Annotated in this window: 8 protein-coding genes; 2 read left to right on the plus strand and 6 right to left on the minus strand. The window is 75.4% G+C overall.

Annotation, left to right across the window (positions count from 1 at the left end; all coding sequences use genetic code 11):
• Nucleotides 1-209: 209 nt before the first annotated feature.
• The 3 genes from ACIA8O_RS27840 to ACIA8O_RS27850 are packed head-to-tail and all read right to left on the minus strand — an operon-like array spanning nt 210 to nt 5324.
• The gene (locus ACIA8O_RS27840; RefSeq protein WP_396296729.1) at nt 210-1421 is read right to left on the minus strand and encodes a VWA domain-containing protein; all 1212 of its coding nucleotides are present in this window, start codon (nt 1419-1421) and stop codon (nt 210-212) included.
• Nucleotides 1421-4156 carry a DUF5682 family protein gene (locus ACIA8O_RS27845; RefSeq protein ID WP_396296730.1) on the minus strand — a complete coding sequence of 912 codons (2736 nt, stop codon included), beginning with the start codon at nt 4154-4156 and terminating at the stop codon, nt 1421-1423. Before ACIA8O_RS27845 ends, ACIA8O_RS27840 begins: the two co-directional genes overlap by 1 nt.
• 49 nt (nt 4157-4205) lie before the next feature.
• Complete coding sequence (locus ACIA8O_RS27850; RefSeq protein ID WP_396296731.1) at nt 4206-5324, minus strand: AAA family ATPase; 1119 nt, start codon at nt 5322-5324, stop codon at nt 4206-4208.
• Between the two features lie 240 nt (nt 5325-5564).
• Between ACIA8O_RS27850 and ACIA8O_RS27855 the strand changes: the two genes are divergently transcribed.
• Entirely contained in the window at nt 5565-6860 is a 1296-nt protein-coding gene (locus ACIA8O_RS27855; protein ID WP_396296732.1) for an SWIM zinc finger family protein, read from the plus strand.
• 262 nt (nt 6861-7122) lie between these two features.
• Nucleotides 7123-8781 (plus strand): DUF5691 domain-containing protein, encoded by a 1659-nt coding sequence (locus tag ACIA8O_RS27860; RefSeq protein WP_396296733.1) that lies wholly within the window; start codon nt 7123-7125, stop codon nt 8779-8781.
• Between the two features lie 50 nt (nt 8782-8831).
• Here ACIA8O_RS27860 and ACIA8O_RS27865 read toward each other — a convergent pair whose 3' ends face one another.
• The 3 genes from ACIA8O_RS27865 to ACIA8O_RS27875 all read right to left on the minus strand — a co-directional run bounded on the left by ACIA8O_RS27865 (nt 8832) and on the right by ACIA8O_RS27875 (nt 13322).
• Nucleotides 8832-9239 (minus strand): cobalamin B12-binding domain-containing protein, encoded by a 408-nt coding sequence (locus tag ACIA8O_RS27865; protein ID WP_345286113.1) that lies wholly within the window; start codon nt 9237-9239, stop codon nt 8832-8834.
• Nucleotides 9240-9402: 163 nt separating this feature from the next.
• Nucleotides 9403-11985 carry a DNA helicase PcrA gene (pcrA, locus tag ACIA8O_RS27870; RefSeq protein ID WP_396296734.1) on the minus strand — a complete coding sequence of 861 codons (2583 nt, stop codon included), beginning with the start codon at nt 11983-11985 and terminating at the stop codon, nt 9403-9405.
• 98 nt (nt 11986-12083) lie between these two features.
• A complete protein-coding gene (locus ACIA8O_RS27875) occupies nt 12084-13322 on the minus strand; it encodes a hypothetical protein (protein WP_396296735.1) in 1239 nt (412 codons plus the stop codon).
• Nucleotides 13323-13338: the final 16 nt, after the last annotated feature.

Below are 13338 nucleotides of genomic sequence, written 5' to 3' on the forward strand. Positions count from 1 at the left end.
CATGGCAGGTTATCCCCGGACGACCGGCGTGTTTCGCCCGGGGCCCGCTCCGCTTTGGTGAGAACCGTCACAACCGACCGCCCCGGGCGCGCCGCAGGCGCAGCTCACCAGCGGTCGGGACCGACCGTGAGCCCCTCTCCGACGTCGCTCGTCCGGGTGAATGGTTCGGACACTCCGTCAGCTCCCCCTTCCCTCCGGAGACCGGTCCGTCAGGTCTCCGGGACCGGCAGCGGACGGCGCTCGACGGCCGCGGCCATGATCTCGGGGAAGGCGTCCGGCGTGCAGGCGAAGGCCGGGCAGCCGAGCGCGGCCAGCGCGGCGGCGTGCGCGTGGTCGTAGGCCGGCGCCCCCTCGTCCGAGAGCGCGAGCAGCGCGACGAACTGCACCCCGGCCGCCTTCATCGCGGCCACCCGCTTGAGCATCTCGTCCCGGATGCCGCCCTCGTAGAGGTCGCTGATCAGCACCACCACCGTGTCGGCGGGGCGGGTGATCCGGGACTGGCAGTACGCCAGGGCCCGGTTGATGTCGGTGCCGCCGCCGAGCTGGGTGGCGAACAGGACGTCCACCGGATCGCTGAGCTGCTCGGTGAGGTCCACCACCGAGGTGTCGAAGACCACCAGGCGGGTGGAGAGGGTCTTCATCGAGGAGAGCACCGCGCCGAAGACCGCCGAGTGCACCACGGAGGGGGCCATCGAGCCGGACTGGTCGACGCAGAGGATCACCTCCTTCTTCACCGAGCGCTGCGCCCGGGCGTAGCCGACCAGCCGCTCCGGCACCACGGTGCGGTACTCGGGGAGGTAGTTGGCGAGGTTGGCCCGGATGGTGCGGCCCCAGTCGATGTCCCGGTGGCGCGGGCGGTTGACCCGGGCGCTGCGGTCGAGGGCACCGCCGAGGGTGGCCCGGGTGCGGTCGGCCAGCCGCCGCTCCAGGTCCGCCACCACCCGGGCGACCACGGCCCGGGCCGTCTCCCGGGTGGTCTCCGGAAGGGCGTGCTTGAGCGAGAGCAGGGTGGAGACCAGGTGCACGTCCGGCTCGACGGCCTCCAGCATCTCCGGCTCCAGCAGCAGCCGTTCGAGCCCGAGGCGGGTGATCGCGTCCTGCTGCATCACCTGGACCACGGAGGTCGGGAAGTACTCCCGGATGTCCCCCAGCCAGCGGGCCACCTGCGGGGCGGAGCCACCGAGACCGGCCGAGCGGGGCCCGCCGGTGCGGGGACGGGCGCCGCCCTCGTCCGCGCCCCGGTAGAGCGCGGCGAGCGCGCCGTCCATCGCGGCGTCCCGGCCGGTCAGGGTGCGGCCGGTGCCGTCGGCCTCGCCGCCGAGCACCAGCCGCCAGCGGCGCAGCCGCTCCTGGCGGGCCTGCTCCGACAGGAGCGGCGACGACTGCGGCGACGGCGGCTCGGGGAGCTGGGTGGTCGTCATCAGGCACTCCTGCGGTCGGTCTGACGGGGAATCCGGGGGCGGGCCCCGGCGGCGGGGGCGGCGCTGTCGGTGTCGGTGGCCGCGGCGGAGGTGGCACCGGCCACGGGCGCGGCGGCCGCGGACTGCTCCAGGCCGAGGAGGAGGCGGAGCACGGGCAGCGCGGCGTCCGCCCGCTCGCCGTCCAGCTCCTCGACGTCGGCCGGACCGGCCGGCCCCGCGGCGGCGCCGAGCCGCCCGGCCGCGACCTGCTCGCCGACCGTACGGCGCACCCCCGCCTCCAGCGCGGCGAAGGTCCGGCGCAGCAGCGGCAGCACGTCGGTGAACACCTCCTCCGGGACGGTGCTCAGCCAGCCGTCGAGCAGGGCCAGCAGCTCCGGGTCGTGCAGCAGCAGGACGCCGCTGCCGGAGAGGAAGCCCTCCACCCAACCGGCCGTGTCCGCCGGTGGGTTGGCGTGCGAGAGCACCAGGCCGAGCTGCTGCCCGGCCTCCGCCGAGTCGATCCGGCCGCCGTCCAGCAGCAGCCGCGCCGCCCGCCCGCGCAGCAGGCCCGGCACCGCGCCCGCGACTCCGGGTGCCGCCGCGCCACCGCCGCCGACCGGGGACCCGGGCCGGCGCCGGACCAGCGACCGCAGCGCACCGGCCCACCGGTCGGCCAGCGACCCGCCCGGCGCCACCGGCACCCCTCCGAACGTCCCACCGGACGTCCCACCGCTCTCCCCCGCCCGGCCGTCGCTGCCGGCCGACACACCGTCAGCCGCCCGGCCGGCACCCGGGTCCGCGCCGTCGGCCGCATCGGCCACGGCCGCCCCGGCCGCCCCGTCCACTCCGCCGGCCTCGTCCGCCGCGAGCAGCGCGACGGCCGCGTGGACGCCCTCCAGGTGGCCGCGCAGCACCCCCGCCTGCTCCGCGTCGAGCCCGACGCAGGCCGGGGGCAGGCCGACGCAGATCCGGTCGGCCAGGCCGTGCGCCACCGCCGCCAGCGCGGAGCTGTCGGTGCCCCGGACGTCGCCGTACCGCAGGGCGCGGACCAACGCGGGGAGCGCCGCCGCGAGTTGGGCCACGTCGGTGTCGAGCGCGGCCCGGTCGGCCAGCGCCCGCATCACCGGCGGGAGGGCGGCCGGGAGCCCGGCCAGCAGGCACTTCTCGACCAGTGTGGTGAGCTCCGGCAGGCCCTCGGCCCGGGCCGCCAGCTCGACCGCCCGGCCGGTGGCGGCCGCCTCCACCGTGGTGCCCCACTGGGCGGCCACCGCGACCCGCACCGCGAACTCCGGCTGCCAGCTCAGCCGCCAGCTCTCCCGGAAGGTGCCGGTGGCGCGGACGGCGTCCTGCGCCCGGGTGCCCCAGTCGATCCCGATCAGCCGCAGCCGGTGCAGCAGCAGGGAGCGGGCCGCGTCGTTCTCCTTCCGCAGGTCGAGGGCGAGCTCGCGCGGCTCGGGCTCCGGCTTGAGCCGCAGGCTGCGCTGCAGCCGGGTGAGGTCCCGCTGGAGCGGCACCGTCGGTGCGCCGTCCGGGACCTCACCGAGCGCGTCACCGATCACCAGCCGCTCGCGGACCAGCTCCAGCGCCACCTCGGAGCCGTCGCACAGCACGGAGAGGATCGCGTCCAGCGTCTCCGGCAGCCCGGGCAGCGGGCGGCCGCGCAGCACGGCGAGCGTCTCGGCCAGCCGGACGGCCTCGATCACGTGCGCGGAGGAGACCGGGTGGTCCTCGGCGCGGAGCAGCTCGGCCGCCCTGGTCATCCAGAGCGGGAGGGCGCCGGAGGCACCGCCCGCCCCTGCGGCGGGGCCTGACGGGGCGTCGGCCCCGGCGGTGAAGAGGTGGTGGTACCAGCCGGGCGAATCGATCCCGGCGCCGTAGCCGGTGTGCTGGGAGAGCCTGCGGTGCGTCCAGGGCACCCAGGTGACCTCCGTCCTGACCTTCTTCGGCAGGGTGGCCAGCAGGGCCCGGTCGTGCGCGACCGTCGGCAGGGTGGCCAGCGCCGGGACGTGCCAGGCGCCGCAGACCACGGCGATCCGCCGGTGCCCGGCCCGCTTGGCGGCCCGCAGCGCCTGCCGCATGTACGCCTCGCGCAGCTCGTCCCGCCGCCCGGCCGGGTACCGCTCGCGCAGCGCCGTCATCGCCTCGGCGACGGCCTCGAACGGGGCGAGCGGGTCGGCCTCGGGCCCGCTGCCCGGGAGGCGGTGCTCGACGACGTCCTCCCACCAGGCCTCCGGGTCGGAGTGCCCGGCCGCCGCCGCGAGGGCCCCGATCGGGTCGAAGCCCGGCGCGTCGTCGGCCTCCTGCCCGGCACCCTCGGACGACTCGGAAGTGCCCCCCGGCACTCCCGGGCCGTCCGGGGCGTCGACCGTCTCCACGGCGGGCGCACCGCTCCCGGTTCCCGGAGCGTCGATCACGGGGTCGGGAGCGGGCGCCAGCCCGTGCCCGGCCGGCAGGTCGATGAAGGAGACCGGGACACCCAGCCCGGCCGCGTACCGGATCGCCACCCACTCCGGGGAGAAGGAGGCGAACGGCCAGAACGCCGCCCGTGACGGGTCGTCAGCCGCGTGCGCGAGCAGCGCGACCGGCGGCACCATCCCCTCCTCGGCCGCCAGCCCGACCACCGCGTCCGCCTCCGGCGGGCCCTCGATCAGCACCACGTCCGGCCGCAGCCGCTCCAGGGCGGCCCCCACCGCCCGGGCCGAGCCCGGCCCGTGGTGGCGGACGCCGAGCAGGGTGACCTCCGCTGCCGCGCTCATTCCGTACTCCCCTCGATCGTTTCCCGCCGCTCCGCCGACCCGCCGCCGCTCAGTGCGCGTTCTCCCTGGCCGCGCGGTAGAAGTCCTTCCAGCCGTCCCGCTCGCGCAGCACGCCCTCCAGGTACTCCTGCCAGACCACCGTGTCGGCGCCCGGATCGCGCAGCACCGCCCCGGCCACGCCCGGCACCACGTCCCCCGCGCGCAGCGCGCCGTCCCCGAAGTGGGCGGCCAGCGCCAGGCCGTTGGTCACCACCGAGATGGCCTCGGCGGTGGAGAGGGTGCCGCTGGGGGTCTTCACCTTCGTCCGGCCGTCGGCGGTGACGCCGGCCCGCAGCTCGCGGAAGACCGTCACCACCCGGCGGATCTCGGCGGCGCCGTCCGGGAGTTGCGGCAGGTCGAGCGAGCGGCCGAGCTGGGCGACCCGGCGGCTGACGATCTCCACCTCCTCCTCCAGCGAGCCGGGCAGCGGGAGCACCACCGTGTTGAACCGGCGGCGCAGGGCGCTGGAGAGCTCGTTCACCCCCCGGTCGCGGTCGTTGGCGGTGGCGATCAGGTTGAAGCCGCGGACCGCCTGCTGCTCGGCGCCCAACTCCGGTATGGGCAGGGTCTTCTCGGAGAGGACGGTGATCAGGCTGTCCTGCACGTCGGCCGGGATGCGGGTGAGCTCCTCGACCCGGGCGATCTGGCCGTGCGCCATCGCCCGCATCACCGGGGAGGGCACCAGGGCGTCCCGGCTGGGGCCGTGGGCCAGCAGCTGCGCGTAGTTCCACCCGTAGCGGACGGCCTCCTCCGGGGTGCCGGCGGTGCCCTGCACCAGCAGGGTGGAGTCGCCGCTGATGGCGGCGGCCAGGTGCTCGGAGACCCAGGTCTTGGCGGTGCCCGGCACGCCGAGCAGCAGCAGCGCCCGGTCGGTGGCCAGCGTGGTGACCGCGACCTCGACGGTCCGGCGCGGGCCGACGTACTTGGGGGTGATCACGGTGCCGTCGGGCAGCGTGCCGCCGAGCAGGTAGGTGGCCACCGCCCAGGGCGAGAGCCGCCAGCGCTCGGGGCGCGGCCGGTCGTCCTGGGCGGCGAGCGCGGCCAGCTCGGCGGCGAAGGCGTCCTCGGCGTGCGCGCGGAGCACCTCGGCGGCCTCGGGAGCACTCCCGTGAGCGGTCTGAGCGGTCATCAAAAGCTCCTCTGGATCGGCCGGGAGGCAGAGCTGTGGCAAGGGAGTGGGAGGGGACGTGCTGGGTGCAGAGGCGTCTTCACATGGGCAGCTACCAGCGCGGACAGACGGCGGACGGACCTCGGCCCGTCGCCCTGCGAGAACCACCATGCACCCTCGGACTGACAGTCGGGGCGGCCGAACTGACAGATCACCAGTTCGAGTGAACGGCTGTCAGTGCCCCGCCCTAGCGTCGTCCCCATGGATCGTTGGACCACCGAACACGTCCTCTCCCTCGCCCCCGACCAGCCCTCCCGCAAGGCCGCCGGCAAGCTCTCCTCCCCCGCTCCGTGGTCCGGCACCGGCCTCGGGCGCGGAGCGGTCTGGGGCCAGTGCAAGGGCAGCGGCTCCACGCCCTACCGCACCGTCGTCGAGCTCGGCACGCCCGCCTACAAGTGCAGCTGCCCGAGCCGCAAGTTCCCCTGCAAGCACGCCCTCGGCCTGCTGCTGCTCTGGAGCGGCAGCCCCGAGGCGATCACCGGGGCCGAGCCGCCGGACTGGGCCGGCGAGTGGCTGGACGCCCGCGAGCAGGCCGCCGCCCGCCGCGCCGCACCGCCCGCCGCCCCCGCCGATCCGGCCGCCGCCGCCCGCCGCGCGGCCCGCCGCGCCGGGCGGATCTCGGCCGGCGCCGCCGAGCTCAGGCTCCGGCTCGCCGACCGCGTCCGGCACGGCCTGGCCGAGGAGCAGCCCGGCGGCTGGGACGAGGTGGCGGCCCGGATGGTCGACGCCCAGGCACCCCGGCTGGCCGCCCAGGTACGGGAGTTGGCCTACGCCCCGACCGCCGAGCGGCTCTCCGAGTACGCCCTGCTGCACCTGCTGGCCGGCGCCGCCTCCCGCACCGAGGAGCTGCCCGAGGAGCTGGCCGCCACCGTCCGCGCCCGGGTCGGCGTTCCGGTCGACAGCGCCGAGCTGCTCGCCGGGCCGACGGTGCGGGACCGCTGGCTGGTCCTCGGCGGCCGCGACACCGCCGACGACCGGCTGACCACCCGCCGCACCTGGCTGCGCGGCGCCAAGACCGGCCGCCACGCCCTGCTGCTCTCCTTCGGCGCCCCCGGCCGCTCCCCCGAACTCGCCCTGCCCACCGGCCACCTGCTGGAGGCCGAGCTCGCCTTCCACCCGGGCACCCGCCCGCTCCGGGCCGTGCTCGGCACCCGCCACGGCACACCCGAGCCGGAGCTCCCGGCGCCCGCCGGCACCGGCCCGGGCGAGGCCGTCGCCGCGTACGGCCGGGCCGTCGCCGACGACCCCTGGCTGGCCTCCTGGCCGGCCGTACTCACCGACGTGGTGCCCGTGCTCGGCCCCGAGGGCTGGCGCCTGACGGACGGTCGGTACAGCGTCCCGGTCCGTCCCGGCAGCTGCCCCGAGCCCGCCCTCTGGCGCCTCGCCGCCCTCTCCGCCGGCCACCCCCTCACCGTCTTCGGCGAGTACGGCCACCGCGGCTTCGCCCCCGTCACCGCCTGGTCGCCGGACGGCGGGCCGACGGGGCTCACGCAGTAAGGACGCCCGGGCGGAAGGTGGTCACCCTGGGGGCGCGGGGCTCTGCTGATCTGCGGCTCCGCCGCGGGGCGCGCAGGGGAACGGCAGCACGTGCAACTGGCTCACCTGCCCCGACCTAGCACCGGTCCGCCTTCCGATTCGCGCAGTTCCTCGCGCCCCCAGGTGCAACCACGTACACCCAGCGGCCCCCAGGGTGACCACCTACGTCCCGCGCCCCCGGGGCAACCGGCATGACCGACTTCCCGAACCGACGGAGGGTCAGATGACCACCGACCTCTGGCAGGAGCTGAACACCACCGCCCTGCTCGGCACCGACCGCCGCCCGCTGCCCGCCGGCCCCGACCACCTGCCGGTGGACCGGAGCGATCCGGCCACCGCGCTGCTCGACCTGGCCGCGGTGGCCACCGTGCGCCGCCGGGCCGGGGCCCTCGCCGATCCGGCCGTGCCGGTGCCCGCCCCCGCCGCGCCCGACCCGCGCCCCGAGCCCTCGCCGGCCGCCGCCCACCGGTTGGCCGTCCTGCTGACCGGCCACGGCCCGCACGGCGGCGGCCACGGCACGGCCAACCTCGGCGAGCTGCTCCCGCAGTGGCTCACGGCCGCCCGCGGGCACGGCTACCGCGCCCCGGCCGCCGCCGTCCCCGCCCTGCTGGACGCGGCCCGCGCCCGCAGCGAGCTCCGGCCGGACGTGGTCGCGCTGACCGGCCCACTGGGCCGCTGGCTGGCCGAGCGGAACCAGGAGTGGAAGTACGTCGGCCGCACCGTCACCGAGGAGCTCGCCCCCGAGCCGGACGAACGGCTGTGGCAGGAGGGCCTGTTCGCCGAGCGGGTCAGCCTGATCTCCCGGCTGCGCCGGAGCGACCCGGCCGCCGCGCTGACCCTGCTCGGCTCCACCTGGGCCACCGAGCGCGCCGAGGACCGGCTGCTCTTCCTGGACGCCCTGCACGAGGGCCTGTCGCTCGGCGACGAGGCCTTCCTGGAGGCCGCCCTCACCGACCGCAGCAAGAACGTCCGGGCCACCGCCGCCGAACTGCTCTCCACCCTGCCGGGCTCGGCCCTGGCCACCCGGATGGCCGAACGCGCCCGCGCCGCCGTCCGTGCCACGGCCCACACCACCAACAGCACCACCGACCGGCTGGTCGTCCGCCCGCCCGTCGAGTGCGACGCCGGGATGCAGCGCGACGGCATAGCGCCCAAGTCGCCCACCGGGCGCGGGCAGCGGGCCTGGTGGTTCGGCGAGATCGTGGCGGCCGCGCCGCTCCGGCTCTGGACCGCCGACACCGGCCTGACGCCGGATCAGCTGCTCCGCCTGCCGGTCACCGAGGAGGAGGCCGACGACTGGCGGGAGGACCTCCACGAGGCGTGGGCCCGCGCCGCGGTCCGCCAGCGGGACGCCGACTGGGCCCGCGCCCTGCTCGGCCCGCCGCCGCGCCCCGCCGGCGCCCTGGCCCGCCTCGCCGACCGGGCCCGTACGAAGTCCGGCCGGTCCTCCGGTGCCACCGGTACCGCCGGGGCTACCCGGGCCGCCCAGGCCACCGGCGTCCCGTCCCGCCTGCTCGGCGTCCTGCCCGAGGAGGAACGGGCCGCCTGGACGGCCGCGTTCATCGAGACGCACGGCCTGGGCGAGGCCTTCCAGCTGCTCGGCGCCTGCGCCACCCCGTGGACCCCGCCGCTGAGCACCGCCGTGGTCGCCGCCCTGGAGCGGGCAGCCGCCTCCGGCTCGTACCCGTGGAGCCACAGCGGCGTGCTGGGCATGACCGAGCGGGCCCTCTCCCCCGCCACCGCCCCGGCCGTCGCCGCCCTGGCCGCCGCCGCCACGCCGAACTCGGCCTGGGCCGACACCCTCACCCGGCTCGCCGAGACGCTCCGCTTCCGCGCCGCCATGCTCGACGAACTCGCGGCGGACCGGGGCGCCGGAGCATGACGGAGGGCCCCGGGGGACGCCCCGAGGCCCTCACCGTCCGCCTGTCGGGCTCAGCCCGCTGCGCGCAGGTTCGCCGCGACCCAGGCCACCACGTCACGGGTGGGGGTGCCCGGGGTGAAGATGTCGGCGACACCCATCCGCTTGAGCTCGACGATGTCCTCGTCCGGGATGATCCCGCCGCAGAACACCTTGATGTCGGCCGCGTCGCGCTCCTTGAGCAGCTCGATCACCCGGGCGCAGAGCGTCATGTGGGCGCCGGAGAGGATCGACAGCCCGATCCCGTCCGCGTCCTCCTGGATCGCGGTGTCCACCACCTGCTCGGGCGTCTGGTGCAGCCCGGTGTAGATGACCTCCATGCCGGCGTCGCGCAGCGCACGGGCGATGACCTTCGCGCCCCGGTCGTGCCCGTCCAGACCGGGCTTGGCGACCACCACGCGGATCGGCCCTGACACACCCATCACTGCCTCCGGTTAACCACCGATAACTGAACCTGAGGGGAGGGTAGCGCCACCCACCCCGGTTGGCGGAGACCCCTCCCCAAGGGAGGGGAAAATCACAGCCCCGGGGCAGGTCGAGCCGACCCTAGCCCTCTACCCGACCTGACGGACCCCTACCCGGCCCCTAGAGCTTCTCCACCGGCGCGTACCGCAGCAGCAGCTGCTTGCGCCCGGAGCCGCCGAAGTCCACCGTCGCCTGCGCCTTGTCACCGACCCCGGAGGTGGCCACCACGGTGCCCAGCCCGAAGGAGTCGTGCGTCACCCGGTCCCCGACCGCCAGCGCCACGACCTCCTTCTCGGTCACCCGCCGGGCCGACTGGCCCCAGCCAGCCTTCGGCGAACTCGCCGCCGCGCCACCGGACTTGCGACTCCCGGAGGACGAGGAGAAGCCGCGGGAGGCCGGCACCGCCGAGGCACCCGTCCGCTTCCACTCCACCAGGGTGTCCGGGATCTCCTCCAGGAAGCGCGAGGCCGGGTTGTACGAGGGCTGGCCCCAGGCGCTGCGCAGCACCGAGCGGGTCAGGTAGAGCCGCTGCCGGGCCCTGGTCAGGCCGACGTAGGCCAGCCGCCGCTCCTCCTCCAGCTCCTTGACCTGGTTGAGCGCCCGCATGTGCGGGAAGATCCCGTCCTCCATGCCGGTCAGGAAGACCACCGGGAACTCCAGGCCCTTGGCGGTGTGCAGGGTCATCATCGTGATGACGCCCGCGCCGTCCTCCTCGTCCGGGATCTGATCCGAGTCGGCCACCAGCGCGACCCGCTCCAGGAAGTCCGCCAACGAGCCGACCGGCGGCCCCTCGTCGCCCTCCGGCCGCTCGCCCGGGTCCTGCTCGTACTCCAGGGCCACGGACGCGAGCTCCTGGAGGTTCTCCACCCGGGTCTCGTCCTGCGGGTCGGTGGAGGCCTGGAGCTCGGCCAGGTAGCCGGTCTCCTCCAGCACCGCCTCCAGCACCGCGGCCGGGCCCGCGCCCGACTCGACCACCTGACGCAGCCCGGCCAGCAGGTCGTTGAACTTCTTCACCGCGTTGGCCGAGCGCGCGGCCATGCCGTACGCCTCGTCCACCCGCACCAGCGCCTGGGCGAAGGAGATCCGCTCGCGCTGCGCCAGCGCGTCGATCATCGCCTCGGCCCGCTCGCCGATGCCGCGCTTGGGCACGTTGAGGATCCGGCGCAGCGGCACGGTGTCCTCGGGGTTGGAGAGCACCCGCAGGTACGCCAGCACGTCCCGGACCTCGCGGCGCTCGTAGAAGCGCACCCCGCCGACCACCTTGTACGGCAGGCCGACCCGGATGAACACCTCCTCGAAGACGCGCGACTGGGCGTTGGTCCGGTAGAAGATCGCCACGTCGCCGGGGCGGGCCGCGCCCGCGTCCGTCAGCCGGTCGATCTCGTCGGCGATGAACTGGGCCTCGCCGTGCTCGTCGTCGGCGACGTAGCCGACCACCTTCTCGCCGTCGTCCCCGGCGGTCCAGAGGTTCTTCTTGCGGCGGTTGGTGTTCCGCTCGATGACCGCGTTGGCGGCGGTCAGGATGGTCTGGGTGGAGCGGTAGTTCTGCTCCAGCAGGATGGTGGTCGCGTTCGGGTAGTCCTCCTCGAACTGGAGGATGTTCCGGATGGTCGCGCCGCGGAAGGCGTAGATCGACTGGTCCGCGTCACCCACCACGCAGAGCTCGGCCGGCGGCACCTCGGCGAGCCGGCCCTCCGCCGGGTTCACGTACTCCCCGTCCACCGTCCGCTTGGGGGCGGCGGTGACCGACCCGCCGCTGAGCTCGCGGACCAGCATGTACTGGGCGTGGTTGGTGTCCTGGTACTCGTCGACCAGGATGTGCCGGAACCGCCGCCGGTAGTGCTCGGCCACGTCCGGGAAGGCCTGGAGCAGGTTCACCGTGGTCATGATGATGTCGTCGAAGTCCAGCGCGTTGGCCTCGCGCAGGCGCCGCTGGTAGAGGAAGTACGCCTCGGCGAGCTTCTTCTCCATCGGGTTGGCGGCCTGGTCGGCGTAGGTCTCCTCGTCGATCAGCTCGTTCTTCAGGTTGCTGATCTTCGCGGTGAAGGACTTCGGCGGGAACTGCTTCGGGTCCAGGTCCAGGTCACGGCAGACCAGGGCCATCAGCCGCTGCGAGTCCGCCGAGTCGTAGATCGAGAAGCTCGAGGTGAAGCCGAGCAGCTTGCTCTCCCGGCGCAGGATCCGCACGCAGGCGCTGTGGAAGGTGGACACCCACATCGCCTTGGCCCGCGGTCCGACCAGCGCCTCGACCCGCTCGCGCATCTCGCCGGCGGCCTTGTTGGTGAAGGTGATCGCCAGGATCTCGCCCGGCTGCACCCCGCGGGCACCCAGCAGGTACGCGATCCGGTGGGTCAGCACCCGGGTCTTGCCCGAGCCCGCTCCCGCCACGATCAGCAGTGGCGACCCGGCGTGCACCACGGCGTCCCGCTGCGGGTCGTTCATCCCCTCCAGCAGCTGCGCCGGGTCGACCACCGTCCGGGCCGCGCCGTTGCGGTACCAGGCGTCCCGCTCGGCCTCCGCCGCGTGGTCGGTGTCGAACAGCCCGTCCGGGATCGCCTCCTCGTACGGCGGCTCCTCCCCGTACCCCGGCGGCTCCTCCCCGTACTCGCCGGCCGGCGGCTCGTCGTCGGAGGAGTGCTGCGACCCGGTGGCGGATGGAAGCTCGAAGCCGGGGAGCGGAAGGTCGTCAAAGAGGCTACTCATGGCCCTCCGAGTCTATGACCACCCGCCGACAGCCCCGCCGGAATCCGCGAACCGCACGAGCCCCCGCCCCCACACACCCGCGCCCGCACCCGCGCCCGCTACGAGGCGTTGGTGTAGACGAAGGCCAGGAAGCCCCCGTACACGGCCGAGCAGAGCGCCCCCGCCCCGATCAGCAGCAGCAGCGAGACCCGGCTGCGGATCCGGGCCAGCCCGGCCGCCAGCGGCAGCAGCAGGCCGAAGGCCGGGAGCAGGAAGCGGGCCCGCGAGTTGAAGTACGCGGCGTCGCCGAGCGCCAGCACGAGCATCGCCGCGCCGTAGAGCAGCAGCACCGGCGGCTGCCGCTGCGCGACCGAGACCGCGAACAGCACCACGCTCGCCGCGAGCACCCCGGCCACCACCACCTCGGCCAGCCAGACCTGGTGACTGCTGGTCAGCATCTTCGCCAGGCTGTGGACGGTGCTGCGGCCGAAGTCGAAGTGCGACTCCCAGGCGTCCTGCACGCGGAAGTACGCGTCCCAGCGCCCCTTCACCAGGCCGACCCAGCCGAGGAACCCGAGGAAGCCGAGCGGGGCGAGCACCGCCCCGAGGGCCGCCCGCCACCCGCCCCGGCGGACCAGCAGTTCCCAGAGCGCGGCGCAGGAGACGGCGGCGGCCAGCGCTATCCCGGTCGGCCTGGTCAGCCCGGCGACCAGCGTGAGGGTCCCGGCCAGGACCCAGTGCCGCCGCACCGCGGCGTACACCGCCCAGGCGGCGAGGGCGGTGAAGAGCGGCTCGGAGTAGGCCGCGCTCTCCACCACGGCCAGCGGGAGGATCCCCCAGAGCACCGCGGCCAGCACGCCGACGCGGCGGTTGTAGAGGTGGGCGCCGACCGCGAAGATCCCCCAGGCGGCGGCCAGCGAGGCGGCCCAGGCCACCAGCAGCGCGGCGTACTGCACGCTCAGCGGGGTGAGCAGGTCGGCCAGCCGGATCAGGGCCGGGTAGAGCGGGAAGAAGGCGTAGGCCTCGTACGGGCCGTGCGGCCCGGGCACCGGGACGGACCCGGCGTAGCCGTGCAGCGCGAGGTCCTGGTACCAGTCGGCGTCCCACATGGTGGCGAGCCGGTGCAGCCCGCCCGTTCCGCGCCGGGCGCCCCAGACGACCATCACCAGGATGCCGACCGCCCGGACGGCCAGGTAGCCGAGCAGGGCCGGGGCCGCGTACCGGAGCGCGGCGCGGAGCCTGGCCCGGAAGCCTGGGCGCTTCCCCTCGGGCGCGACCGGATCGGTGGACACCTGGGGCACCAAGGCCTCGGGGGCACGGTGCGACTGCCGGGACTCGATGGACACAAGATCCATCATGCCGTCAGTTCCCGTA

Source organism: Kitasatospora sp. NPDC051853 (genome assembly GCF_044452665.1).
Lineage (GTDB): Bacteria > Actinomycetota > Actinomycetes > Streptomycetales > Streptomycetaceae > Kitasatospora.